The sequence below is a fragment of the Erysipelothrix sp. HDW6A genome, from assembly GCF_011400295.1.
Taxonomy (GTDB): Bacteria; Bacillota_I; Bacilli_A; order Erysipelotrichales; family Erysipelotrichaceae; genus Erysipelothrix.
This window is the reverse complement of sequence record NZ_CP049859.1, coordinates 1,898,700-1,923,411: the sequence shown is the minus strand read 5'-3', so window position 1 is coordinate 1,923,411 and position 24,712 is coordinate 1,898,700. Positions and strand designations below refer to the sequence as shown.

General features: G+C 34.3%; 25 protein-coding genes. 19 read left to right on the top strand and 6 right to left on the bottom strand.

Annotated features, from left to right (window positions below; translation table 11 throughout):
- Window positions 1-30: 30 nt before the first annotated feature.
- The 7 genes from G7059_RS09830 to G7059_RS09800 all read left to right on the top strand — a co-directional run bounded on the left by G7059_RS09830 (window position 31) and on the right by G7059_RS09800 (window position 8,252).
- Window positions 31-915 carry a fructose bisphosphate aldolase gene (locus G7059_RS09830; protein WP_166082111.1) on the top strand — a complete coding sequence of 295 codons (885 nt, stop codon included), beginning with the start codon at window positions 31-33 and terminating at the stop codon, window positions 913-915.
- Between the two features lie 124 nt (window positions 916-1,039).
- Entirely contained in the window at window positions 1,040-1,765 is a 726-nt protein-coding gene (locus G7059_RS09825) for a hypothetical protein (RefSeq protein ID WP_166081924.1), read from the top strand.
- 183 nt (window positions 1,766-1,948) lie between these two features.
- Window positions 1,949-2,338: a YbaN family protein gene (locus G7059_RS09820; protein ID WP_166081923.1), complete on the top strand. Its 390-nt coding sequence runs from the start codon at window positions 1,949-1,951 to the stop codon at window positions 2,336-2,338.
- Window positions 2,331-4,019 carry an ABC transporter ATP-binding protein/permease gene (locus G7059_RS09815; protein ID WP_166081922.1) on the top strand — a complete coding sequence of 563 codons (1,689 nt, stop codon included), beginning with the start codon at window positions 2,331-2,333 and terminating at the stop codon, window positions 4,017-4,019. The genes G7059_RS09820 and G7059_RS09815 overlap by 8 nt, the downstream gene beginning before the upstream one ends.
- Window positions 4,016-5,662 (top strand): amino acid ABC transporter ATP-binding/permease protein, encoded by a 1,647-nt coding sequence (locus G7059_RS09810; protein WP_166081921.1) that lies wholly within the window; start codon window positions 4,016-4,018, stop codon window positions 5,660-5,662. The genes G7059_RS09815 and G7059_RS09810 overlap by 4 nt, the downstream gene beginning before the upstream one ends.
- Before the next feature lie 67 nt (window positions 5,663-5,729).
- A complete protein-coding gene (locus G7059_RS09805) occupies window positions 5,730-6,809 on the top strand; it encodes a hypothetical protein (protein ID WP_166081920.1) in 1,080 nt (359 codons plus the stop codon).
- Window positions 6,810-6,962: 153 nt separating this feature from the next.
- Window positions 6,963-8,252 (top strand): D-alanyl-D-alanine carboxypeptidase family protein, encoded by a 1,290-nt coding sequence (locus G7059_RS09800; RefSeq protein ID WP_240920492.1) that lies wholly within the window; start codon window positions 6,963-6,965, stop codon window positions 8,250-8,252.
- A 102-nt stretch (window positions 8,253-8,354) separates the two neighbouring features.
- Here the strand turns inward: G7059_RS09800 and G7059_RS09795 are convergent, their stop codons facing one another.
- The 4 genes from G7059_RS09795 to G7059_RS09780 form a co-directional block, all read right to left on the bottom strand.
- Complete coding sequence (locus tag G7059_RS09795; RefSeq protein ID WP_166081919.1) at window positions 8,355-8,942, bottom strand: TetR/AcrR family transcriptional regulator; 588 nt, start codon at window positions 8,940-8,942, stop codon at window positions 8,355-8,357.
- A gap of 57 nt (window positions 8,943-8,999) precedes the next feature.
- Entirely contained in the window at window positions 9,000-9,221 is a 222-nt protein-coding gene (locus G7059_RS09790) for a hypothetical protein (protein ID WP_166081918.1), read from the bottom strand.
- Between the two features lie 3 nt (window positions 9,222-9,224).
- Window positions 9,225-9,488 (bottom strand): hypothetical protein, encoded by a 264-nt coding sequence (locus G7059_RS09785; RefSeq protein ID WP_166081917.1) that lies wholly within the window; start codon window positions 9,486-9,488, stop codon window positions 9,225-9,227.
- A gap of 155 nt (window positions 9,489-9,643) precedes the next feature.
- Complete coding sequence (locus G7059_RS09780; RefSeq protein WP_166081916.1) at window positions 9,644-11,404, bottom strand: MucBP domain-containing protein; 1,761 nt, start codon at window positions 11,402-11,404, stop codon at window positions 9,644-9,646.
- A 383-nt stretch (window positions 11,405-11,787) separates the two neighbouring features.
- Between G7059_RS09780 and G7059_RS09775 the strand changes: the two genes are divergently transcribed.
- Together G7059_RS09775 and G7059_RS09770 are read left to right on the top strand one after the other, a co-directional pair.
- Window positions 11,788-12,618, top strand: coding sequence for a histidinol-phosphatase HisJ family protein (locus G7059_RS09775; protein ID WP_166081915.1), 831 nt, complete (start codon window positions 11,788-11,790; stop codon window positions 12,616-12,618).
- A gap of 74 nt (window positions 12,619-12,692) precedes the next feature.
- Window positions 12,693-13,652, top strand: coding sequence for a helix-turn-helix domain-containing protein (locus G7059_RS09770; protein ID WP_166081914.1), 960 nt, complete (start codon window positions 12,693-12,695; stop codon window positions 13,650-13,652).
- A gap of 96 nt (window positions 13,653-13,748) precedes the next feature.
- Here the strand turns inward: G7059_RS09770 and G7059_RS09765 are convergent, their stop codons facing one another.
- Window positions 13,749-14,498, bottom strand: coding sequence for an ABC transporter permease (locus G7059_RS09765; RefSeq protein WP_166081912.1), 750 nt, complete (start codon window positions 14,496-14,498; stop codon window positions 13,749-13,751).
- Window positions 14,495-15,373, bottom strand: a complete 879-nt coding sequence (locus G7059_RS09760) for an ABC transporter ATP-binding protein (RefSeq protein WP_166081911.1) — start codon at window positions 15,371-15,373, stop codon at window positions 14,495-14,497. The genes G7059_RS09765 and G7059_RS09760 overlap by 4 nt, the downstream gene beginning before the upstream one ends.
- Before the next feature lie 299 nt (window positions 15,374-15,672).
- Here G7059_RS09760 and G7059_RS09755 point away from each other — a divergent pair, with 299 nt between their 5' ends.
- From G7059_RS09755 to G7059_RS09710, 10 genes are all read left to right on the top strand, one after another.
- The gene (locus G7059_RS09755) at window positions 15,673-16,437 is read left to right on the top strand and encodes a helix-turn-helix domain-containing protein (RefSeq protein WP_166081910.1); all 765 of its coding nucleotides are present in this window, start codon (window positions 15,673-15,675) and stop codon (window positions 16,435-16,437) included.
- A gap of 59 nt (window positions 16,438-16,496) precedes the next feature.
- The gene (locus tag G7059_RS09750; RefSeq protein ID WP_166081909.1) at window positions 16,497-17,234 is read left to right on the top strand and encodes a class I SAM-dependent methyltransferase; all 738 of its coding nucleotides are present in this window, start codon (window positions 16,497-16,499) and stop codon (window positions 17,232-17,234) included.
- A gap of 73 nt (window positions 17,235-17,307) precedes the next feature.
- On the top strand, window positions 17,308-17,691 hold the full coding sequence (locus G7059_RS09745) for a hypothetical protein (protein ID WP_166081907.1): 384 nt from the start codon (window positions 17,308-17,310) through the stop codon (window positions 17,689-17,691).
- 368 nt (window positions 17,692-18,059) lie between these two features.
- Entirely contained in the window at window positions 18,060-18,770 is a 711-nt protein-coding gene (locus G7059_RS09740) for a DUF1361 domain-containing protein (RefSeq protein WP_166081906.1), read from the top strand.
- Between the two features lie 100 nt (window positions 18,771-18,870).
- Window positions 18,871-19,788, top strand: coding sequence for an ABC transporter ATP-binding protein (locus G7059_RS09735; RefSeq protein WP_166081905.1), 918 nt, complete (start codon window positions 18,871-18,873; stop codon window positions 19,786-19,788).
- A complete protein-coding gene (locus G7059_RS09730; RefSeq protein WP_166081904.1) occupies window positions 19,781-20,530 on the top strand; it encodes a hypothetical protein in 750 nt (249 codons plus the stop codon). The genes G7059_RS09735 and G7059_RS09730 overlap by 8 nt, the downstream gene beginning before the upstream one ends.
- 11 nt (window positions 20,531-20,541) lie before the next feature.
- Complete coding sequence (locus tag G7059_RS09725; RefSeq protein WP_166081903.1) at window positions 20,542-20,934, top strand: YxeA family protein; 393 nt, start codon at window positions 20,542-20,544, stop codon at window positions 20,932-20,934.
- Between the two features lie 370 nt (window positions 20,935-21,304).
- Window positions 21,305-21,973, top strand: a complete 669-nt coding sequence (locus G7059_RS09720; protein WP_166081902.1) for an ankyrin repeat domain-containing protein — start codon at window positions 21,305-21,307, stop codon at window positions 21,971-21,973.
- Between the two features lie 11 nt (window positions 21,974-21,984).
- The gene (locus tag G7059_RS09715; RefSeq protein ID WP_166081901.1) at window positions 21,985-24,033 is read left to right on the top strand and encodes a translation factor GTPase family protein; all 2,049 of its coding nucleotides are present in this window, start codon (window positions 21,985-21,987) and stop codon (window positions 24,031-24,033) included.
- 89 nt (window positions 24,034-24,122) lie between these two features.
- Window positions 24,123-24,704, top strand: a complete 582-nt coding sequence (locus G7059_RS09710; protein WP_166081900.1) for a histidine phosphatase family protein — start codon at window positions 24,123-24,125, stop codon at window positions 24,702-24,704.
- Window positions 24,705-24,712: the final 8 nt, after the last annotated feature.

Genomic DNA, 24,712 nt, shown 5'->3' with positions numbered 1-24,712 from the left:
TATAATTTAAGTAGGAAGGAGAGTAACATGATGAATGATAAAAGACTGAATAGAATGCGAACTGGCAAAGGATTTATTGCTGCTTTAGACCAAAGTGGAGGAAGTACTCCAAAGGCATTGAAGGCTTACGGCATTGATGAATCAGCGTACAAAAACGATGAAGAAATGTTCTATCTTGTTCATGAAATGCGAACACGAATTATTACATCTCCTGAATTTACTTCTGACAATATCTTAGGGGCGATCCTCTTTGAACAAACAATGGCCCGTTATATTGATGGTCGCTATACGGGTGATTATCTTTGGGATGTTAAAGGGATTCTTCCATTCTTAAAGATTGACCAAGGTCTTGCAGATCTCAATATGGGAGTTCAACTCATGAAAGAGATGCCTTTACTAGACACACTCCTAGCACGTGCAGTGGAAAGAAATATTTTTGGTACAAAGATGCGCTCTGTTATAAAAGAAGCAAACAAAGAGGGGATACGAGCTGTAGTAGACCAACAATTTGAAATTGCGAAACGTGTCTATGAAGCAGGACTTATCCCAATAGTTGAACCAGAAATTGATATCAATATACCTGACAAGCAAGAAGCGGAAGCAATTCTTAAAGATGAACTTGTTCGTGCACTTGGAGAATACTCAGATATTCTCGTTATGTTTAAGTTAACACTTCCAAATGAAGAAAATCTCTATGAAGACTTACTTAAAAATGAACAAGTAGTAAGAATCGTGGCATTATCTGGTGGTTATTCACGCGAAGTTGCCAACCACAAGCTTGCAAGCAATAGAGGTTTGATTGCGAGCTTCTCAAGAGCACTTGTAGAAGGCTTGAATGCCAATCAAAGTGAAGAAGAATTCAATGAAATGCTTGGACACTCGATTGATGATATTGCGAAAGCATCCAATAAGTAAGGAACTCCATCAGGAGTTCTTTTCTCTGATAAGGCATGTTAGAGGATAAATATTACAACTTAGCAAGAATACACTCCAGAAAGATTCAATTTGATGTATGATACATTCAAGGAGGCAGAGTCCTATGAACTATCAAAAAACGATTTTAGATTCAATTCGAAATATAAGCATTACCGGTGGAAAGATTAAGACAATTCATGTACGCTTTGTCGAAGAAGATGATATTAGTATTCGGGTAGAAGGTGACCTTAGCGAGTATAAAGAAGAAATAAACTTCCAACATCTTGATATTTATACGATTAATGAAGAACATAAAAATGTAAATATTAATGATCTACCTCGCATCGAACGCATGGAAATAGATTTACCACTACACTATTCAGGTGGTATGGATGTGGATGCAGTTGGAACAATCGTAAGCATTATGTCAAAAGAAATACGAACACTTTCTAGCTTAAGCTTTGATGGTGTTGATCTCGATATAAACGTTCAAAACATTCATTCAAGTATTGAAATTGATGGTGTAAATACTAAGTTGAATGCTAATGGTGTCTCAGGATCCATTGATAGTGATGGTGTCAAGAACCTTGTCTATGTACGAAATGTTCAAAACAGCTTAAACATTGAGATGGATGGTGTTTCTTCCAAAATCTATTTAGTGAATCCTAAAGATGCAGTAAATTATAAAGTTTCTTTAGATGGCTTGAAGTCAAAGATTTACTATAATGGCAAGGTAAATAAAGGTTTTGGCTCCATGCACTTTACATCACCATCGTACAATCCACAATCTCCAACCATCACAATCGATGCAGATGGTCTAAGTTCAACTGTACATATTGATGAAGAATAAAAAGACACGTTACAGTGTCTTTTCTTGTGTGTAATATCTTTGTGATAAATGTAATTTCATTCACAATATTATTGCACAGGAGGGATATTTGGGCAAATGTTTCAAAGAATCATGAGAATACACTGCCATTCACACAAAGAATGTTAAGGCGCTTCGTTATAATATCTTTAGTGAGGTGGAGTAATGAAACGAATATTATCATTAAGTTTATCAATATTTTTCTTATTATTGGGAGTCATCGGTATTATTCTACCTATCTTACCGACAACCCCTTTTTTAATCTGTTCAGGTATCTTTGCGGCTAAAGGATCCAATCGTTTTCATAAATGGTTAACCTCTACCAAAATGTATAAGAAGCATGCAAGTGACTTTGTGGAAAGTAGAAGTATGACATTAGATTCAAAGATAAAAATATTAAGTATCGCAAGTGTGTTGTTGGCAATCGGTTTTATCATGTCGAAGAATACAATTGCTCGTATCGTAATCGTGATACTTGTGATCACAAAATACTATTACTTTATTTTTAAGATAAAAACTATACCTAATAATACTGGAGTCGTTAAGTATGATTGATAAGAAATTAGTAGCTTCTAGCTCAGAAGCAAAGAAACCTATCGCATTCTTGGTGGGCCTTAAGCTTATCCATTTGTGTGTAAATATCATTGTGATAAGTAGTTTAGTCAATGCCCTTGTTCACCAAACTCTAAAGCCTCTGACATCGCTTGTTTTCTTTGTCAGTTTTATTTTGAAAGTGATTCTACCTTACTTTCAAACAAAACTCAATCATACTATTTCCAAACAAGTAAGTTCTACACTCAGAACACGTATCTTAACGACAATGTTTGAGAACCCTGAAGCAAAACATCAATTAACAGATAGTGAATGGGCACAACTCACAACAGAGGGTATTGAACACATTGAAGTATACTTTTCTCAATACATACCACAGTTTTTCTACAGTATGATGGCCCCAGTAATCTTAGTGGCTGTTCTTGGAAGAGTTCATCTTGGAATTGCAATTGCTTTATTTATTGGCGTTCCACTGATACCCATATCTATAATCGCTGTACAGAAGTTTGCAAAGAAACTACTCAGTAAATACTGGGATAAGTATACAGGCCTGGGTAATTCCTTCCTTGATAATCTTGAGTCACTCACAACATTAAAAGTGTTCAATATTGATGAAAAGGCACAAGAAGTGATGGATAAAGAAGCAGAAGAGTTCCGTAAAGTTACAATGCGTGTCCTAATAATGCAATTGAATTCTATTTCAGTTATGGATTTAGTTGCTTATTGTGGTTCGATGATTGCTATCGGTTTATCCCTTCTATCCTATAAAAATGGTGGAATGAGTCTTTATGGAGTACTTATGTTTATTCTTTTGTCTTCAGAGTTCTTTATTCCAATGAGGCAACTAGGTTCTTATTTCCACGTTGCCATGAATGGACAAGCAGCAAGCGATCTACTGGATAAAGCATTAAGCATAAAAGATGAAACTAAGGAACACAGCATGAGTGTTGATGAAAATCTTGGATTTGAAGTCAACAATCTACATGTCACAATCGGTCAAACTGAGATACTCAAATCGATTTCTTTATCATTAAGACGTGGGGAAAGCGTAGGTTTAGTTGGTCCGAGTGGAGCAGGTAAGAGCATGCTTATTCAAAGTCTTCTAGGTCGAGTAACCACAAGTAGTGGTGAAGTTCTATTTGGTGGAGAATTGATTCTGAATCAGAACATCTTTAATCACGTGGCTCTTGTATCCGCGAAACCTCATTTATTTAAGGCAAGCGTTCGCGATAATTTAGAAATGGGTTATCACTATGCTGACGAAAACATGGAGAAAATTCTATCGTTATTAAATCTTGATGATATTAAACTGGATGACATGATTTTAGAACGTGGTGAAAACCTATCAGGTGGACAAAGACAACGTTTAGAGCTCGCAAGAGCACTCCTCAAAGATACGTCATATTATATTTTTGATGAAGCAACTGCCAACATTGATATGGAGAGTGAAGCAATTATTAACGGTATTATTGATGCATTAAAACAAGAAGGTAAGGGGATTCTCTATGTATCACATCGCCTTAAGAATGTGGAATCAATGGATACGATAATGGTCATGGATAAAGGGCGTTGTGTAGAGTTTGGGAATCATCAAAATCTTCTAAGCAATGAAGGACTTTACTATGACATGTATCGAGAACAATCTTCCCTTGAAAACTTTGAATACATGGAGGAACAAGCATGAAAAAAAGATCGTCATTATCAATCATGGTTTCTCTAGTTGTTCTAATGGAATCAATGTTGTTACCAATGATTGCCGCAATTCTACTTGGAACACTCGGACATCTTGCTGCCATTGCGATTCCAGTATTGGGTTCATTAATTCTCTATAGTTTTTCCCAAGGAGAATCTGTTCAACTCTATACAATCTTATTAATTGCATCTGGAGTCTTACGTGGATTCTTACGTTATGGTGAACAATCCTTAAATCATTATATTGCCTTTAAACTTTTAGCGAAAATTCGTCATGAAGTCTTCAAGAAACTTAGGACACTTGCACCTGCTAAGCTTGATGAGAAAGACAGAGGTCAAATAATCGCAACAGTAACCAAAGATGTAGAGTTGCTTGAGGTATTCTATGCTCATACGCTATCACCGATTGCGATTGCAGTTCTAGTTTCCATAATAATGCTTACATTTATTGCATCCTTTGCAGGGATGTATGCAATGATAAGTTTAGTTAGCTACTTACTCGTAGGGGCAGTGCTCCCAATGATTGTCTACAAATATGGCTCACAATCTGCAGACTTAAAACGAGCATCAACTTCAGAGATTAATGCACGACTCTTAGAAATGAGTAATAGTTATGAATCAATTATGGAATACGATGCAGATAAGAAATCACTCGATTCAATCATTTCACTGAACACTGAGATCCATAATGCTCAAGGAAGACTTAGCCATTACACAGGGATAAATAGACTTTTAACTGAACTTAGTGTCATTGGTGGTGCCTTGATGTATCTGGTACTTGCTAAGGAAATAGGTCTTAGCTCATTGATTGTGGCAGTTGTAGCGCATCTTTCAAGCTTTGGTCCCTTAATCTCACTGTCTAACTTAAGCTCTGATTTAGTGCATACTTTTGCAGCAGGTAGAAGAGTCCTAGATTTATTGGATGAAGAACCTGTAATTCAATCGTATGGAAGTCATACTATAAACGATAAGAGCACAGTAAGTGTTGAAAACATTTCCTTTGCCTATGTGGATGAAGATGTACTTAATGATGTGTCGATTCAATTTAAACCAGGTACAATTTATGGTATAGAGGGAGCATCAGGGAGTGGTAAATCAACATTACTTAAACTGCTAATGCGTTACTGGGATAGCCAAAATGGAAGCATACGCTTTGATTCAACATCTATTGCTGATATCACCAATGATTCTCTTCGGTCCTATGAATCAAGTATGAGTCAAACGACAGAGATTATGACAGGAACAATCTATCATAACATCGCAAGTGTTAATGAGAATGCTACAAAGGAAGACGTTTTTGAAGCTGCGAAGAAAGCTTCAATCCATGATTTTATTATGTCATTACCTAAAGGGTATCAGACATTAGTGGATAAGAAATCAAGTTTCCTATCTGCTGGAGAACGTCAACGATTAGCCCTTGCACGCATGTTTTGTCATGACGGAGAAATGTTTATTCTGGATGAACCAACATCAAATATTGATAGTCTTAATGAGGCACTTATCTTAAAGTCATTATATGCTTCGAGTAAGGACAAACTAGTGGTGCTTGTATCCCATCGTCCATCAACTTTAACCATTGCTAATCAGCGCTATATGATGGATTCTGGCAAACTAACAATGAAGAACTCTTTATGAGTTCTTTTTCACGTTTCAAATAGAATGAGATTGCTGTGTTATAATATTTGCAGGAGGGAATAAAAATATGAAAATTGCAGTAATCAGACATTCTTATAAAGATGGAGAGCGCCGCGTTCCCATCCACCCGAAGTTTTTAGACGACATTAACGAAGATGTACTTAGAAATCTAATCTTTGAAAAGGATTACGGTATGTATTTTGGTGTTGATGATGAGGTGCTTGAATCGTATACAGGGAATGCGTGTTTGCCGAAAGATGTTCTCTTACGAGAGTGTGATAAGGTGATTATCACGAAACCAACGTATCAAGATATTGAAATGATGAAAGACGGTGCAACTTTATTTGGTTGGATCCACTCTGTTCAAAACAAAGAGCTGGTAGATTTAGCACTTGAAAAGAAACTAAGCTACGTAGCATGGGAAAACATGTACTATGAGACGAAGCGAGGACGCGTGCATATCTTTCAAACAAATAATGAATTAGCTGGCTATTGTGGTGTCCAACATGCTCTTCAACAAATTGGTGTTGACGGATATTATGGACCTCAACGAAAGATTAAGATAGTAAGCTTTGGTTCAGTTAGTCGAGGAGCAATCCATGCCTTAATGAGTCAAGGTTTTTATGATATAGAAGTATATAGCTGGAGACCATCTCATTTGATTGCCGATCAAATTCATGCAATTACTTATTCACAAATGTACTTTGACGAAAATCATATCCTTAGAGTCGATAAGCCAGGAAAACCTCGGATTGTGGATGAGTTTGCTGCATCTGACGTTATTGTTAATGGAATACTACAAAATCCAAATAAACCGGTCATGTACTTTTATGAAGATGATATTCATCTCTTCAAGAATAATACTCTTATTATAGATATTAGCTGTGATGAAGGAATGGGATTCCCATTTGCACAAGCTACAAGCTTTGAAGAACCAATCCTCAAGTTTGGAAAGATACAGTACTATGCTGTAGATCATATCCCTACTTTATTGTGGGATAGTGCAAGTTATCAGATATCGAAAAGCCTAAAACCTTATCTCTATCAATTTGTATATGATAACTATGGTGAAGTATTAGAGAATGCCATTGATATTAAAGACGGAAAGATTGTTAATAAGAGAATCATTGAATTCCAGAATCGATAAAATAGTGAGTACACTAGAACATGCTCCCCTAACGTTAATACAGGGGAGCTTTTCTTTTGACTGAGAGAAGTGGTATGATGAATGAAAGAGAAACACTACACAATTTGATTGTTTAATACTGATTGATTCACTGCTAGGTATCTAGGAGGGTCTATGAGAAAGAAAACGAAACGACTCTTGATTCTTGTGACAAGTGCAGTTTTAATTGCACTTTTTACTACGTTCTTTTTATGGAATCGAAGACCTCGTGCCCATGTTAGCTTTAGAGACTTAGAAACGTACGAACGCTATGAATTCATTTCGGAACAAAGTTTTTATGATCTCATCGATGAATCAAAGAGCTACTACAAAGACTTAACGATTCTTGTTGATGTCGGTAGTGATAAAGAATACGAAAGTCTTGAGACATACTCAAAGAAGCTTTCTACAGAACTTGGGATTGAGTATAAAGATGATATGGTTCCTTTGTATAAAGATATGAATCTTATCTATATGATGATAGGTAATGATGATGCTAGTGTTGAAATTCCAGTAGAAATAAAGACGCAAGATACAACGGCTCCAAAAATATTCTACACTTTTAATCAAACAGAACATGAAGAAGCTACTGATATCGTAATATCTGAAGGCAGTACAGTAAAGGATAATCTTGCAGTTAGTGCAAAGGACTATTTTTTTGGAGACTATGTTCAAGATATAAGTGTGACTGCAAGCGAATCCTACACTGAAATATTAGATATTGGTGAACATAGTGTTGATTTCACTGCAGTGGACGAGGGAGGCAATGAAGCAAGTTTGAACTTAAAGATAAGTGTTAAAAAGAAAGTAAATAAAGCAGAGCCTTTCTCAGAAGCAGTTGATATTCCAACCACAAGCCTTGTACCTGAGTCAATGCTTAATGATGAACAAATCCTCGTAAATCGCAAGAATTCTTTACCAAAAGACTTTGAGCCTGTGCTAGCTACAATACCTGAAAAGTATGCAGTATCATCAGGATATCGAGCGACTGCGAATACAGTTAATGCCTTTGAGAAACTCGCAGATACCATGGTTAAAGAAACAGGACTTAAAATGTATGTGACATCTTCTTATCGAAGTTATGATTATCAAAGTCAGTTGTATAATGGTTACGTAGCGAAACATGGACAAAAAGAAGCCGATAGATTTTCAGCGAAGCCAGGACACTCTGAGCACCAAACAGGTCTAGCATTAGACTTAGTTGCAGAAGGTGGAACGATGATGACCTTTGGAGAAACGCCTCAGTCGAAGTGGGTAAGTCAGAATGCCCATCGATTTGGATTCATTATTCGATATCTTGAAGGGAAAGAAGATATTACAGGATACATGGCAGAACCATGGCATCTTCGATATATTGGTATGGAAACAGCTACAAAGATATATAACTTAGGATTAACCTATGAAGAATACTTAGAACTAGAATAGAAGGTGGGTGACCACCTTTTATTGTGCACTCAAATAAAAGAAACATAATAAAAAACAAGGATTTAGGAATCCTTGTTGTAATGATACTATGTGTTGTTAATACTAGATTTCTTCAAATAATGTGTCTACTGCTATTTCTACAAGTGTATCGAAAGCTGCCATCTTTTCAGACTGAACCTCTGCAGGCATACTTACTGAATATAAGAGAGTGTTTAAGGCCATATAAGCCACATTAACATCACCTTTAGCTTTTAGCTGCGCTTGTGTAATAATGAAGTTCGTATACTCGATACTACTATCTTTGAGATCTTTAAGTTTTTCTTCAGACAGCTTTTGGTAGAATGAACGGAAGTCAGGATTAGAGAAGTCATATAAGAATTGTGACTTTTCATATTCTCTATATATCCATTTCATCGATTCAATTAATCCACGTTTATTGGGATTATCAATAAGAATTCTTTGAATCTGTTCTTCTAAACGTGTACGAATTCTAATTAATGTATCAACAAAGACATCTTCTTTGGTATCGTAAAGCAAATAGAAAGCACCTGTTGATATCTTAGTTTGAGAAGTTAGATAAGTAATGGAAGTTTTCATATAACCATTTTTTCTCCAACTCTCTTCGCAAATCGCACACATCTTAGTTCTCAGCTCAATTTTATCTTTTTCTGAAAAAGCGTTTGATTTCATCGGATCACCCCTGTTCGTCCTAATAATATCATGTTTATCTAGGAAGATACAGAAGATTTACTTTTTCTTAGTTACTATTTGATTAGAAGCGATAGAACCGGCTCCTAATGCAATTAACCACTTATGTCGTGTGAATAAACCAAATGCAATAAGTGATGTACCAACTGCAAAGTTTACTGCCTTTCCGAGCTCCATTGCTTTATCACTTGGTACAGGAATTTTAGGTAAGGGTAATGGATCAGTTGCTTTATTTACTGAAATAATTGTTTTGCGTATCATTTGTTACCTCCATGTAAAATATAGTACTTGAACTGAACTATTCAATGTTAGTAGAACAGATAGAATCATTGAGATATACAAAAACTTGTAGACTTGGATCTTACTTTTCTTAAGTTTTAAAATATATACCGTAGAAATTATTATACCAGCTAGACCAAAAAGTAGTGTTCCGATATTTATCATATAACTAACTTCTGATGTCACTGCAGACACAAAAAGATTATAGAGATTTTGAATAAGTAATGTAGGTGTTGTAAGTTTAAACATGGAAAATCCTCCTCCGTGAATATTGTCGGTAATTTATTCACAACTTAAGTATATGCTTTCTGTGAATATTTGTCAAATAATATTCAGAAAAAATTTAAAGCGTTTGCGAATAAGAATAAAGCCATAGAGGGGATTCCTCTATGGCTGGTATTTTATTATTGTTTATTCTTTTTTCTGTTAGTTGAAAGTATCGCATAGCCTGACAGTGTTAGTATACACGATGACATGAGAATACTTGATTTTACACCTGTATTTGGAAGTGCTTCTTCTACTGGAACATCTGGAGTAATATCTGGAATAACATCCTCAATATCAATTATCTTCCAGTCTGCAGTATAAACTGCATCTTCTGTAACAGTAGCTGCAATGTTTGGAGTCCACCCTAAGAAAGTATATCCTTCTCGTATTGGAGTTCCCTCGAATACAGGGGTGTTACTGTTTTCAACAATATCCGAATAGACTTGATCATCAAAGATGACTTCACTCTCCACACCGTCTGTATAGATAACGGTAAATGTTTTTACAGGAACAGGAAGTTTTTCCCATTGAGCAGTATATACTGCATCTTGAGTAACCGTATCTGCAATTTCGGGATTCCATCCAGTAAATTTGTATCCTTCTCGTGAAGGCGCACCAATAAACTCTGGTGTCTTACTATTTTCAATAATTTCCGAGTATACTTGGTCTTCAAAAATGACTTCATTATCAACCCCATCTGTATAGCTTACAGAATACTTGTTAATAATTGATTTTTTCGAATAGACTACATTGAATTCTCTATTTTCGAAAGTGAAATTGTAGTTTGTACGTTCAGTATCAGGTTTGGTACGTTCTTCTATTCTTTCAAATTGATAGAGATCTATTTCAGGTACATCAATACTAAATGGAGTATCGTAATCGCCTTGTAATACAATATCATCAGCTATAGAGTTCCCCAACTCATCAACATAATGAATTGTTACATCAGATTGATGTGTAAATTTCACATTTAAGTGGAAACGAACATCTGCAAACGTATAGTTTATGTTGCCGTCATAGTATGTAGTACCTGTACCAAATTGAAGTGCTTCAATACCGTCTTCGTAGGTTGACGTATAAGAATCTTTTAATAATACTTCTAAATCATCAAGGGGAGTATCATTCCACAAGAAGCGGTACGTATCACTGGGCACAAAAATGTGTGCTGATTCATCAGTCTTATCGGAATCGTAGTGAGAGTCCTCTTCGTAAAGGTAAGCATACTCTTCTTCAGAACTATTACTAATGTAAAAGTCATCTGTAGGTGATAACGTGTCAAAGACTGATACATTATCTACTTTACTGAACTCAAAAACACCTAACTTCGGTAATATTAGTCCCCAATCTTTTGTAGTAAATTCAAGTGTCTGATAATCTTGAACACTCAATTCTTTATCTATAACTATAGTGTTATCAGCGAAAAAGATAGACCCAAATGAATTTAATAAGTTTGTAAAGTGATTAAAATCTAAGCCATTACTAAATATGTTTCTAGCAATATATAACACATCGATATTCTTGAGTTTTGCAAAGGAAGAGAAATCATAATCCATGAGTCTTTTCGTTTGTAGAGCATCCAAACCTTCAACATATAATCCTTGAATATCCATTAATTCAATTCCAGTGAAATCAACTACATCAAAAAAATGAAGATTTTCTGGATTCAAGGATATTGATGTAATGCCATCGAGACTCTCGAGAGATAAGTCATCAACGGAGTCTAATCCCATCATTGTTGCAAAGAGTCGTCTTAGATTAATATCTGGCATGACTTCTACGATGTTTTGATCGTTTACATCTTCTGCAAAAGATGTATCGGCATGGATGTTAATGGGCAAGCTTATTACTAGAAACGCAGATAAAATGAATGCCATCAGTAGTTTTTTATATCTCATCATAAATCCTCCCTCAGTGAAAATGCTTGATGATAGAGCATTTTTCAGTATAATTATGGCACCACTCTAACACATTGTGAATATAAGTCAACATTTATTCACGGACTGAAATGTTGTTCATGACGAATTACAAAGTGTTAAGTACTAATAAAAATTAGAGGGTTTTAAGATTTTCAAAAAGACACGATAATGCTTGTGCGAAGTGCCTTATTCTACATTATCGATGTGAAGATTTGTGAGACATCTTATTAAACTAGAAACAGGATAGCAAATATGTAATATGAAATTTTAGTGAAACAATATTTCTATATTCAAATATTGTTTTTTTATTCACTGCTTTTGAATGGTATAATGATTGTATATTAGGTAAAAATACAGGAGGGTGTATGTTTTCTGATTATCATGTACATAGTTACTACAGCGATGACTCAATCTATGAGATGGAAAATGTAGTAATTGATGCAATTAACTTAGGACTTGAAGAGTTATGTTTTACAGATCACGTTGATTATGGAATCAAAGCTGATTGGGGAGAAAAGGGTACAGGTGTTTTTTACTTAGGAAAAGAAGTAAGAAATGTAGATTATCCTCGATATTTTGATGAAATTGAGACGCTTCAAAAGAAATATAAAGATAAAATTGTTATAAAAAAAGGCTTGGAATTTGGTATTCAAATGCATACTATTCCTAGATACCAAGAGTTGTTTAATACGTATGAAATGGACTTTGTGCTTCTATCAATTCATCAGATAAACGATCTTGAATTTTGGACAGGAGAGTATCAAAAAGGTCTGACAATGCAAGAGGCTTATGACGGCTATTATGATGAGCTCTATAATGTCGTTCAAAACTTTCATGATTACAGTGTTTTAGCACATATGGATCTCATTCGTCGTTATCTCGATAAGAATCTGGATTATTTTGAAGAGACTAAAGATGCAATACGTAAAATCCTAGAAGTTGTTATTGAAGATGGAAAAGGAATTGAGATTAATACATCATCCTTCCGTTATGACATAAATGGATTAACTCCTTCTATCGAAATTCTTAAACTGTATCATGATTTAGGTGGAAAGATTATTACTATTGGAAGTGATAGTCATAAAAAAGAAGACTTAGCTCAACATATTGAATCATCAAAGAAAGTTCTTAAGGATATTGGTTTTAAGTATCATTGTACCTTTGATAAGATGCAGCCTATCTTTCATGAACTATAAAAATTACGTGTATAATCTATGCAATTGATAAATGATATCCGCCAATAATAAGTCTACAGTAAGGGGAAAATAATATGACTGCTTATGGTACATTATTTAAGCAATTTAGAGAAGCGAAAGGTTATAGTATTCGAGAAGTATCGGAAGATATTGTATCCTACCAGTTCTTAAATAACTTTGAAAAAGGAAACTCAAATATTTCTTTATCAAATTTTGTAAAAATATTAGAGAAAATAAATTTAACCTATGAAGAATTCTTTGTAGCATACGATGAAACCTTGGAAAAGATAATGGAAAATGCCATAAAAGATTTGCGAGTGGTAGGTTCCTCTTGGAATGCTTTAACGGCACAACAGTTAATTCAAAAGTATAAAAAACTATACCTTGAAACAGAATGGATTGTTTATCATCATTTTGCACTTGCGATAGAAATGATTTCAATTATGGGACGGGGCAATCAAGAAGAAGTCAGTGCTGAATACTTTCAAAGTATGAAACATGAAATTAAAGATTATCTATTCAAGATAGAAACATGGACAGAGTATGAAAGAACGTTGTTTAATAGTTTAAATTTCTTATTTTCAAAAGATGAAATTGTAAGTGTGATGGATCGTTTAATAAGAAATATGAAAACAGGCTCCAATAAACTTAGAATGATAGATGATGAAAGTGCTGGAGAAATAATTGGAAATGCCATTCTTGAGTTATTAAGAAAAGACGCAATAAAAGAGGCAGAAGATTTATTTATTAAAATGAAGGCCAGTATCAAGTTTGATAAGACGATTGCTAATATATCGAATATAATCGAAATGCAATATTTAGAAGGCCTTGTTAAGATTAGAAACAATGATGATTCGGGACTAGTAGATATTTGTAACTCGCTCAATGTCCTTGTGTTACTAAAAGGCTATGACTCGATTGCAAATGCAATGTATAATACCTACTTAATGCACCAAAAGGACAGTATTATTACCGATAAAATAATACCTGGAAGTCCACAATTCACAATTAAATCGTTAGAAGACAATTCATGATCAAAAAGTAAATTAGACTAGAATTATAAAGTAATTAATAACATGAAAAGACCAAGTATCATTTAAGATTCTTGGTCTTAGTTTTAGTGCTTTGGATTAGTCTTGCTCAAAACCACTCTTTTGGTAGAAGTATATAAATACTACACTAAACACTACCAGACTACTTATGAGAACGAAAACTTGTTGTGTATGAATGATGTATGATCCACCAGACATAAATGAATTAATCATCTTTTCTACGATACCTGTGTAAAGATAGTTTGAAAGATTATCGATAGATTCATTAAATTGTGAGAATGTAGGTAATAATGAAAGTATAAATATGAATGGTGACATAATATTACTTGCATTAACTTGTGAGTTTGCCATGATACCTATTACGAGACCAAGCATACAACTCGATAGGGAAGATATTACCGTTACAAATGTAAAAGTTAAGAAATTAATGTTTGCGATATCAATACCACTAACAAAGATAAGTACAAAGTTCATGATTACTGTAATAATGAATGGAGGAATCAAGCTTCCTAAAAAGAATTCAAGTCCGTTAACTGAGGAAGTCATGAGTGCTCGTAGTGTATGCTTCTCTTTTTCTTCTGCCAAGGGAAGGGACGTCATCATGACGGCACCCATTCCGATATTAAAGGATAAACCAAGGTTTAGTGCCATGCCTAGTAACATGTCCATTCTTGATGAATCACCATCAGCTAAAGAAGTATAAAGTATTCTAATAATGACTGTCATAATGACTCCCATTAGAGGGGCACTTAGTGCAGAAGTGTTATTCATAAGCATTCTTACTTTTAAGTATAATACAGCTTTTAATTTATGGAATGATAGTTTCATGATTCAAGGCTCCTTCCTGTTACCTTAATGAACACATCTTCAAGTGTCGGTTCATTTGAATGAATGCTTGCAATCTTTTCATTAAAGAAATAGTCATTAATTTTACTATAGTTTTCAACAGTGTCTTCCAACAATAGGGTGTCACCATTAGTGAGTGTAATATTGTATGATTTTTGATCGTTGTATCGAAGACAAAGTTCTTTTGGAGTTCCGTATTCAACAATATGACCTTCATTTAGGAGTGCAACAATGTCGCATAGCTTCGTTGCTTCATCCATATTGTGAGTTGTTAGAAAGATTGCCACTCCTTCTTTCTTGAGTTCTAAAAACATAGAGTGGATATGTTTTGCGGTTGCGGGATCTAGACCACTTGTAGGCTCATCTAAGAACAATATCTTAGGTTTGTGAAGGACAGCTCTTGCTAAACCAAGACGTTGTTTCTGACCTTTAGAAAGCTTACCAGCCTTTTGTTTACGATTCTCATAGAGACCAACTCGTTTTAAAACTTTGTCGATTTCTTGCTTGTCAACTTTTAGGATGTTGGCGAAAATATTTAAATTTTCTTGAACTGTCAAACGCTCATAGACTCCTACGGTATCAGTTACTAAGCCAATTTGTTCATAGATTTCCTCTCCAATATTTTTGGTATTATTTCCAAGAATGGAAGCTATTCCTTGAGATTGAAGAAGTTGTCCTGTTAGGATCTTAATTGTTGTGGTTTTACCAGCACCAGAAGGCCCCAGGAATCCGAAGATTTCTCCTTCATGAATCTTAAATGAGATATCTTGAATAGCGGTGTAGTCACCAAATTTCTTTCCAATATTTTGTAAGTTTAGTAATTCCTTAGGATTACTATTGAAGTGTAATGTTGTCATAATCATCTTCCTTTCTACTTCTATTTTATGTGAAGAGTATAAGGTAGTTAGAAAAATGAAAGTATGATTTTGAATTATTGTGGAATGGGTAGCTTGATAAGAAAAAATTAAACTATAGTTTAAAGATTTTATAGAAAATAACGTCTAGTACAATAAAAAATTACATTTAATAGTTAACACAAACGAGATTAAGATCTGTTTTAAGTCCTATTTTCACGTAAATATATTTGTGAAACCATAAGTTGCGTTACAGGATACGACACATACGCTATATTTAAACTAGAAAAGGGATGATAAAAATGGCAATTAAAGACCTATTAAAACTAAACCGAGAAAAAATGGGATTAACTCAAGAACAGCTTGCTGAAAAAATATATGTGTCTCGTCAAGCTGTTTCTAAATGGGAACGTGGCGAATCGTTGCCAGATTTAGAGAACATTATTCTACTAAGTGATCTGTATGATATTTCAATCGATCAATTACTGAGAGGGGCAAAATTTTTAAATAAGCCGTTTCAAATAGGGGAATATAAGAATAGTAGACGCCTAACTACGGGAATTTTACTTTCCATACTATTCGCTAGTTTAGCTTCTGGAGGGAAGTACTTAATTGCGTTTATAGTGGTACTGACTATGCTATTAGCTACTACGGTCATAAGCGTAATGGAGGGTAAAATACTAATAACGAAACAAGGAATCAAAATAGTTGAGTATAAGAACTTCATTCAAAAACTAATATCGATTTTTAAACCTAGTAATTCAGTGATTGAGTATTCTTTTGATGATATTGCAAGTTTTAAGATTATATATATAAAGAGAAGGAGATTAAGTCCTTTTGATTTTAATCCAGATATATTTAAGATTGAGTTTTATACAAAATCAGGACAGGTTTATCAACAAGAAGCTTCTCCATATGTGACTGAACATCTTCCAATCCTGTGTGACTACTTAAATAAAAAGGGAATCACAATTAATGATGAATTGGATATTGTTGGAATGATTGTAAGAGGCGATAACATTTATGATTCAGTCCATAACAAAGATACGTATCTAGCAAAAAATTAATTTTAGTAAATATGATATACTATCATAAAATAGTATGGTAATAAGGGAGGATTTTTTTAATGTTTAGGGAATATGGAAAATTAAGTACAATAGTGTATGAGCATACAAAACCTGTTGGTCGCTCACTACAGGGAGATATAGAATACTATACTAGTAAATTAGAGAATATTTCAGGTCGTGTACTTGAAGCAGGGGTTGGGACAGGTCGAATGTTGATCCCATTTATTCAAAGTGGAATTACAGTCGATGGAGTAGACTTATCATCAGATATGCTCAAGCAGTGTGAGCTTAATATGGAAGAATACAATGTTACGGCAAATCTGTATCACCAAGACTTAAGCGAACTATCCTTACCACACACTTATGGTGCGATAGTTATGCCGACAGGCAGTTTCTGTCTTATTGATAGAAAAGAAAGTAAGAAAGTGCTAGATAATTTCTACAATCATCTTAACGATGGTGGAAAAATAATTATTGATTTAGAAATGCCTTCTTACTTCAGAGAAAACGAGGTTACTTCAAACAGTTTTCATCTATCTCAAGATACAGGAATCGTATTAACTTCTTATAGTGAGAAAATGGATTGGTTAGCTCAGAAAACGTCATACATAAGTAAGTATGAACTCGTAAAAAGTGGTAAAGTAGTGGATACAGAAATATCAAACTTTACACTTTACTGGTATGGTATCGAAGAATTCATGATGCAATTATCACTATCTAGATACACCAATATCTCATATGAAATCGGTTATGGTAGTGATCAATCTGAGATAATTACTTTCACGGCTTATAAGTAATTCTTAGAAAAATTAGTGTTATTACCAAATAAAAACAAAGAGAGAGTAAAAAAATTAGCGGAGATCGAGTACTATGAAAATTTTGAAAAGAATATTACTTACTGTCATTAGCATAATAGTGGTATTTTTTTCTAGTATTTTCATCGTTAGAAAAATAAGGATAGAAACAATCCGAGAACTTGTTTATGAAGCTAACTCACCAAACAATTTATCAACCTTGAGAATCTATCAAAGAGGCGGAGATAACGAGGTATGGTTTGTGACCCCTATGGAAATAGAGTGTTCAAATAGTTTTGGTACTCAATCGACACGTACTGATTTAAAGAATGGACATATGATTGATTTTGATTCTGGAAAAAAAGTGGAAATAGTTTGGGATGAAACAGAAACAAGCGGAAAAGTTGTTACTTATCACAATGTTCCATTTAAATTTTTATGTAAGATAAATAAAGAATAAATATGTATTTGAAACAAGAATATTCCAACTGGAAGTAAGGTCTTGAGGTAACTTCCACTTTGATATTAGAAGTGGACTTTACCTTTTCAATTTACCAATAAAATTAATATATCATATATTGTTGACAATGTAAGCGTTTACTGTTATCATTAAAGTACAGATAGGGATATAGGTAAGCACATCAAGTGTAGTAGGTATCATCAAGAACCTCTAGGAAGTATCCTTATCCAGCTTAGGAAGACCCGCTAACGCAGACCACTAACTGTGAAGGGTCTTCTTTTTTAGTGCTCTATTTCACTTGAGTACGAATGCTTATCTACAAGTAATGTGTTATTATTAACGGGAGATAGCACTTTGGAGGCGTTACAATGAATTTATCTACCTTATTTATCACTGTCGTGTTAATAAACTTATTTGCATACATGTCAATTAGATTTAGACCTATACTATTCAAAACAAAACTATTTAAGCCAATGATATGGAATTTCAAACTATCAATGTTACCAATGATTATTCTCTTGGTTACTCTGTCATTAGTCGGGATTGCGATTACTATTGGAAATACATATGAAATTTTCTGGTTATTTGATGTAGCTATTGTATTATTACTTATTGGTGTAGTGATATGGTTAATAATGTTACCAAACTCAGGATATCTTATTACTGAGCTTAATATGACTCATAGAAGTGAAGATGGTGATTTGGTACCAATTTGGTATGATATCGTATCTGTTTCATCCTTTGCGATGTCAGGGATCATCAATACAATTGCGAATATTGCGATTATTCAAATCCTTATGCTTGTATTAATTGACCCTGAAGTCATTACACAAAAGAATCGAATCTTTCTTCTAATATCTGGGTTTATCATAAATACTCTTGTAGCCATAGGTGTATACTTAGGACGACAAATACGATTTAATTCCTGGGACTTATTACATCCTAAATCATTCATTAAGAAGTTAGTGAATCATTTTAATAGCTTGCAAGTATTTAAAGAGTTTGTACTGTTTGTATTTATGCATGCAAGTTTCTTCATGATAATATATTATGCTATGGGGATAACAAGAATAATATAAAAATTAAATACCGGATTTCGGTATTTTTTTTATCTTACAGAATTGTTATGTTATACTTGTATCGTTGTGTTACTATAGTGATACACCACAGGAGGAAGCTATGGAAACAAATGTTATTTCATTACAAAGTCTAACAAAAAAATATAACAAATTCACAGCAGTACAAAATGTAAGCTTAAATGTTCGTAAAGGTGATATTTACGGACTTATTGGAAAGAATGGTGCAGGAAAGACTACACTATTCAAAATGATTTTAGGATTATCTAACCCATCAGAAGGAAAAGTCTCTATTAATGGTAGCAGTACTCAATCTGAGCTATTAAAGGAAAGAAATAATATCGGATTCTTAATTGGATCAAATTTCTTTGGCTACTTAGATGCTTACCAAAATATCGAGTACTATCGTATTCTTAAAGGTATCAAGGATAAGAATGAAACAATTCGTGTATTAGAAATCGTCGGTCTTGCTGGTACGAAAAAACCATTTAAAGAATATTCTATGGGTATGAAACAACGACTAGGAATTGCGAATGCAATTTTAGGTAACCCAGAAATAGTAATTCTAGATGAGCCAGTTAATGGGCTTGATCCACAAGGTATTGTTGATATTCGTAATCTAATCAAACTGCTTAATGAAGAATATAAGATGACACTTGTAGTATCATCCCATATCCTTAGTGAGCTTGATTTAGTTGCTAATCGATTTGGAATTATTGATCACGGTGTTCTAATTAAAGAAGTGGACAAAGAACACTTACAAGACAGTGAAAAAGATAGTGTTATCATATCAACTAATAATAACGCTAGAGCAATGGAACTTATTCTCGCAAACTTTAAACTGGATGAAATTAAAGAACTAAATGGAAAACTTGAACTAATAAATGGGTCAATTGACACAGCTGAAATTGTTGATGTCTTAGTTAAAAATGATCTCAAGGTCAAAGAAATATATAAAGTGAAGAAATCACTTGAAGATGTCTATTTCCACCTAACAGGAGGCGCAAACTCAAATGCTTAATTATATCGTCGCAGATTTTTACAGAATTTTTAGAAAGAAAAGTTTCTACCTTTTCTTAGCAGTATGCTCACTAGGTTTTATAGCCTTAAACTTTATTATGAGTGGTAATAACTATACTTCTGAAATCTATACAATCTTAACTGGAACACTTCTAAACTTAGTTCCAATATTTGTAGGAGTTTACTCGTTTGGAGCAGTTTATACGGATGACTTACGATCGAAATCATTACAAACAGCTATTGGATTTGGTAAGAAGCGATCAGAAATTATCTTAGTTAAACTTATTGATGCTACATTATTGATGCTAATCTTTACATTATTGATTTTAGTTCATGTGCACGTAGTACCGATGGTTATGGGACTTAAACTTGAAGCAGGACATGTTCTTGGACTTAATACTGCAGTGTTAATATCATTCTTAAAATCAATTGGATTCTTCGCATTATCAAGTGTCGCAGTATTCTTCTTCCAAAAAGCAACTACAGCAACAACCTTGTATGTTTTACTAAGTGCTGGAGTATTCCATATGATGTTCTCAATATTCCTAACACAGTCATTTGTTATTAATGCTATTGGAAACTTACAACCTTATTTATTAACGGAAGTTATTGGAAGTATTTCCATGTACATTCAAAACGGTACTGGCGATATTGTTCTAAACCTCATGATTATGGGTGGCTATATCTTAGTAGCTACAGTAGCTGCAATCATTGTCTTTAATCATAAAGAACTAGAGTTCTAGAAAGAATTAATATGAAAAAAACAGTAGGTATTATCGGATCCATTATTGCGATTGTAGTCGTAGGATTCGGAATTATTAAATTTAAAGAATATTATGAAAATCGTTACGTTGCAGGGGATGATGTTTTTGTTAGAATCCCTGACAGTCAATCTGTAACACTTGATGACATTGTCGGAGATGATGAATCATCACTAGGTAAAGGGAAAATGTATATCTTAACAGGTTATACAGAAAAAGGTGATAAAAGAGATGTTGAATTTACAGTCTATACAAAAAATGCAGCAGAACTTTTCCAACCTGGTCAATACTTAAAAGTTGAAGCAAGTGATATCTTGGTTCTTGGACAAAAAGTTATTTCGGAATCTGAAGTTCCTGCAAATGTATTGAAATTATTAAATCAATAATCAAAGAGAACCTGTCATGTTTATGATAGGTTCTTTTATATTATTATGTATTATTAAGGTTTCTTGCTCATGTAGTAAGTAAAAATTATTCTGGTGATAAGATATTAATATGTGAAAAACACAAGCAATTTTATGAAGCAAAGCTGGATTATTAATCGAGAACATAAATATTGTGAAGATATTAAGAAATTAAATAGAAGTACTTGAATCATTTCTGTAATCGGTTACAATATAGATACGGAGGTGATCACAATGTTCTTCTTAGAGGTTGATTCCAATGTACAATGCATTGAAGACGCTGTGATTGCTATGGTTTTAATGTGAGACGGGTATGGACCTGTCTTTTTTGTTTGCTAGGGAGGTTTTAGACATGGATCAGACAAACAAGAAATTATTTGATGCTGCAGCACAAGGAGATCTTGAGCTTGTAGATGTTGCTTTACGAGAAGGTGCTGATGTTAACGTTGTTAATGGAGAACATCGTACTGCTCTAATGCGTAGTGCTAAACGTGGCCATATTGATGTTGTTAGACTGTTAATAGATAACGGTGCTGACGTAACACTACGTGATACATTTGGTAAGGATGCACTTATGAGCTCTGCCAAAAAAGGACATGCAAAGATATCTGAAATCTTGATTAAACAAGGTGCAGATGTTAATTTGCAAGATAATAAAGGTCGTACTGCATTGATGAGAGCAAGCTTCTTAGGACATGTTGATATCGTTGAACTCCTGGTTGAGTCAGGAAGCGATGTTAATATCGGTGATAAGATGGGAAGAACGCCTCTAATGGAAGCAACTATTGCTTATCATGAAGATATTATTAAGTATCTTATTCGCCATGGTGCAGATATTAATGCCCAAGACGAAAAAGGTTGTACTACATTAATGCGTGCATGTTATGCAGGATTTGAACCACTAATTGTTTACTTATTAGATAACGGTGCTGATAAAACAATTGAAGATAATGAAGGAAGACTTGCTATCCACTACATTCGACAACATGATTTTGATGCATTGAAGAAACATTTGAAGTAGGAGGATAGATGATGAGAGACTATAAAAGTGAAGATGTTAGAAACCTAGTTGTATTAGGACATAATGGTAGCGGTAAAAGTAGTGTTATTCAATCCATGCTATTTGAAGCAAAGCAAATAGAACGAATAGTAACTGCAAGTAGTGGACAATCGCTTTTAGACTTTGAACCACTTGAAGTACAGAAAGGTCAAACCTTATCATTAAAACTTGTACCGATTGAGTGGGAAAATAGAAAAATTAACTGTATCGATACACCGGGTTATTCTGATTATGTTGCTGAAACACTGTCAGGATTCAGTGTAGGTGATAATGTATTGATTGTAGTTGATGCTGGTGCATCTGTTGATGAGGGAACTAAATCAGCATTCAGATGGGCACAACGTGATCAAAAACCAACAATCTTCTTCGTCAATAAAATGGACAGCGAACAAGTTAGCTTCCATAAAATCTATAATGAATTACGAGATGAATTAGGTAAAAGTATTATTGCTTTTGAGATTCCTATTCGAGAAAATGATCAAGTTATTGGTAGTATCAACTTATTAAGTAAGAAAGTATGGTATTACGATAATCCTGAAACTCCACAAGAAGTTCCAGCAGAATACCAAGAACAAGTTGATGCTCATTGGGATGAGATATGTGAAGCTGTCGCAATGACTGAAGATAGCCTTATGGAAAATTATTTTGAAAATGGTTCTCTAACAGAGGAAGAGATCCTAAGAGGTGTTTCTTTAGGTGTGCGAAGTGGAGATATTCGTCCAGTTTACTGTGGTAGTGCTGATAAAGGTATTGGTATGAGACGTCTTCTTGATTTAATTACCGAATATTTCCCAAGTTATTATGAAAAAGGGGAAGTTCAGGCTGAAGACGACCGAAAGAATCCACGTACATTAAAAACTCAAGAAGATGAAGTATTAAGTGCACAAGTATTTAAGACAATCGTTGACCCATTTGTGGGTAAGATTAGTTATCTTAAAGTATTGAGTGGTGTTTTATCATCAGACTCTGATGTATATAATGCAAATCGAGATGAAGATGAACGAATTAATACTGTCTATAGTGTTAATGGTAAACATCAAATCGCTGTTGGTAAACTGTTTGCTGGTGATATTGGAGCTGTTACAAAGCTTCAATATACAAAGACTTTTGATACTTTATCAACTGAGGCGAATCCAATCATTCATTCAATCCCAGATATTCCTGCAGGTCTATTTGGAATGGCAATTTGGCCAAAGACCAAGAAAGATGAAGATAAGTTAAGTCCTTCCTTGGCGAAGATAATTGAGGAAGATGTTGGAGCATTGTATACCAAAGACCCAGAAACTAATGAACAAATTCTTTATGGTTTAGGGGAGCAACATCTTGACACAATGATTACCAAGTTAAAAGATAAATACGGTGTAGAAGTGTCTACGACCGTTCCTAAAGTTCCATTCAGAGAAACCATTCGTAAAAAAGTGGTGGGTGAAGGACGTCATAAGAAACAATCAGGTGGTGCTGGTCAATTTGGACACGTCTTTATCGAATTTGAACCGTTTGATACAGATGAAATGGTCTATGAAACGCGTGTTGTTGGGGGAGCTGTTCCAAAACAATACTTCTCAGCTGTTGAACAAGGGCTTCGTGAAGCAATGGTAGAAGGTGTTCTTGCTGGCTATAAAGTTGTCGGTGTTAAAGCTACACTCTTTGATGGTAAGTATCACGATGTTGACTCCAAAGAAATTGCCTTTAAGCAAGCTGCTCGTTTAGCATATCTTGATGCGATGGCTAAGGCTGAACCGCAACTCTTAGAACCTATCGTACAACTTGTGGTAACAACCCCAGAGGCTTACACAGGTACAATTATGGGTGATTTAAACAAACGCCGTGGTATTATTCAAAATGTTGAAGCAATCGATAATAGTCTTCAAGAAATTACGGCAGAAGTTCCAAAAGTTGAAGTCATTAAATACCTATCGGATTTACGATCCATGTCTCAAGGCAGTGCAAGCTATACGGAAGACTTTGTCAGGTATGATGCAGTACCAGAATCACTGGTTAATCAGCTCTTAGAAAGATAAAAATCGGAAAGGTGAATGATTAATTTCACCTTTTCATTTGACTTGGAGTCACTCCAATAAGATATACTGTTTTTGAAAGAGGGGTACTTATGAAAAATATATATTTAGTACGACATGGACAAACATTGTTTAATGTCCAACATAAAATACAAGGATTCTGTGATTCGCCACTCACGGAGATAGGAATCAAGCAAGCTGAAATTGCTCGTGATCATATCAATGAATTAGGACTAAAGTTTGATAGTGTTCATGCTTCTACATCCGAACGCGCAATCGATACCTTGAAAATAATTACTGATATGAATTTTGAAGCACATAAAGACCTAAGAGAGTGGAATTTTGGTAGACTAGAAGCAGAAGGTGAACACCTGAATCCACCACTACCTTATGGTGATTTCTTCGTGCAATTTGGTGGTGAGGATGAGTTAGAAATTCGTAGTCGTATTGCTAGAGCTGTTAAGGAAATAGCAGACCATGATGATCATGAGAACATACTCATTGTTTCTCACGGTGCAGCAATCGCTCAATTTATTCGCTCATGTGAGAGTACAAGTAGTATCGAGCGCAAAGGGCGAATTCAGAATTGTTCAATCTTTAGATTTGAGTATGAAAATGAAGTATTTTCATTAGAAGAAATAATTCAACATGATTTTTCTTCAATTGAAGGATAATTCTTTAT

Coding starts and splice junctions, on each gene's coding strand:
- G7059_RS09725 (WP_166081903.1), top strand. CDS start 20,542: ATGAAAAAAACAGTAGGTATTATCGGATCCATTATTGCGATTGTAGTC.
- G7059_RS09825 (WP_166081924.1), top strand. CDS start 1,040: ATGAACTATCAAAAAACGATTTTAGATTCAATTCGAAATATAAGCATT.
- G7059_RS09810 (WP_166081921.1), top strand. CDS start 4,016: ATGAAAAAAAGATCGTCATTATCAATCATGGTTTCTCTAGTTGTTCTA.
- G7059_RS09805 (WP_166081920.1), top strand. CDS start 5,730: ATGAAAATTGCAGTAATCAGACATTCTTATAAAGATGGAGAGCGCCGC.
- G7059_RS09755 (WP_166081910.1), top strand. CDS start 15,673: ATGGCAATTAAAGACCTATTAAAACTAAACCGAGAAAAAATGGGATTA.
- G7059_RS09830 (WP_166082111.1), top strand. CDS start 31: ATGAATGATAAAAGACTGAATAGAATGCGAACTGGCAAAGGATTTATT.
- G7059_RS09775 (WP_166081915.1), top strand. CDS start 11,788: ATGTTTTCTGATTATCATGTACATAGTTACTACAGCGATGACTCAATC.
- G7059_RS09765 (WP_166081912.1), bottom strand. CDS start 14,498: ATGAAACTATCATTCCATAAATTAAAAGCTGTATTATACTTAAAAGTA.
- G7059_RS09715 (WP_166081901.1), top strand. CDS start 21,985: ATGAGAGACTATAAAAGTGAAGATGTTAGAAACCTAGTTGTATTAGGA.
- G7059_RS09790 (WP_166081918.1), bottom strand. CDS start 9,221: ATGATACGCAAAACAATTATTTCAGTAAATAAAGCAACTGATCCATTA.
- G7059_RS09785 (WP_166081917.1), bottom strand. CDS start 9,488: ATGTTTAAACTTACAACACCTACATTACTTATTCAAAATCTCTATAAT.
- G7059_RS09720 (WP_166081902.1), top strand. CDS start 21,305: ATGGATCAGACAAACAAGAAATTATTTGATGCTGCAGCACAAGGAGAT.
- G7059_RS09795 (WP_166081919.1), bottom strand. CDS start 8,942: ATGAAATCAAACGCTTTTTCAGAAAAAGATAAAATTGAGCTGAGAACT.
- G7059_RS09745 (WP_166081907.1), top strand. CDS start 17,308: ATGAAAATTTTGAAAAGAATATTACTTACTGTCATTAGCATAATAGTG.
- G7059_RS09800 (WP_240920492.1), top strand. CDS start 6,963: ATGAGAAAGAAAACGAAACGACTCTTGATTCTTGTGACAAGTGCAGTT.
- G7059_RS09710 (WP_166081900.1), top strand. CDS start 24,123: ATGAAAAATATATATTTAGTACGACATGGACAAACATTGTTTAATGTC.
- G7059_RS09815 (WP_166081922.1), top strand. CDS start 2,331: ATGATTGATAAGAAATTAGTAGCTTCTAGCTCAGAAGCAAAGAAACCT.
- G7059_RS09820 (WP_166081923.1), top strand. CDS start 1,949: ATGAAACGAATATTATCATTAAGTTTATCAATATTTTTCTTATTATTG.
- G7059_RS09735 (WP_166081905.1), top strand. CDS start 18,871: ATGGAAACAAATGTTATTTCATTACAAAGTCTAACAAAAAAATATAAC.
- G7059_RS09750 (WP_166081909.1), top strand. CDS start 16,497: ATGTTTAGGGAATATGGAAAATTAAGTACAATAGTGTATGAGCATACA.
- G7059_RS09780 (WP_166081916.1), bottom strand. CDS start 11,404: ATGATGAGATATAAAAAACTACTGATGGCATTCATTTTATCTGCGTTT.
- G7059_RS09760 (WP_166081911.1), bottom strand. CDS start 15,373: ATGACAACATTACACTTCAATAGTAATCCTAAGGAATTACTAAACTTA.
- G7059_RS09770 (WP_166081914.1), top strand. CDS start 12,693: ATGACTGCTTATGGTACATTATTTAAGCAATTTAGAGAAGCGAAAGGT.
- G7059_RS09730 (WP_166081904.1), top strand. CDS start 19,781: ATGCTTAATTATATCGTCGCAGATTTTTACAGAATTTTTAGAAAGAAA.
- G7059_RS09740 (WP_166081906.1), top strand. CDS start 18,060: ATGAATTTATCTACCTTATTTATCACTGTCGTGTTAATAAACTTATTT.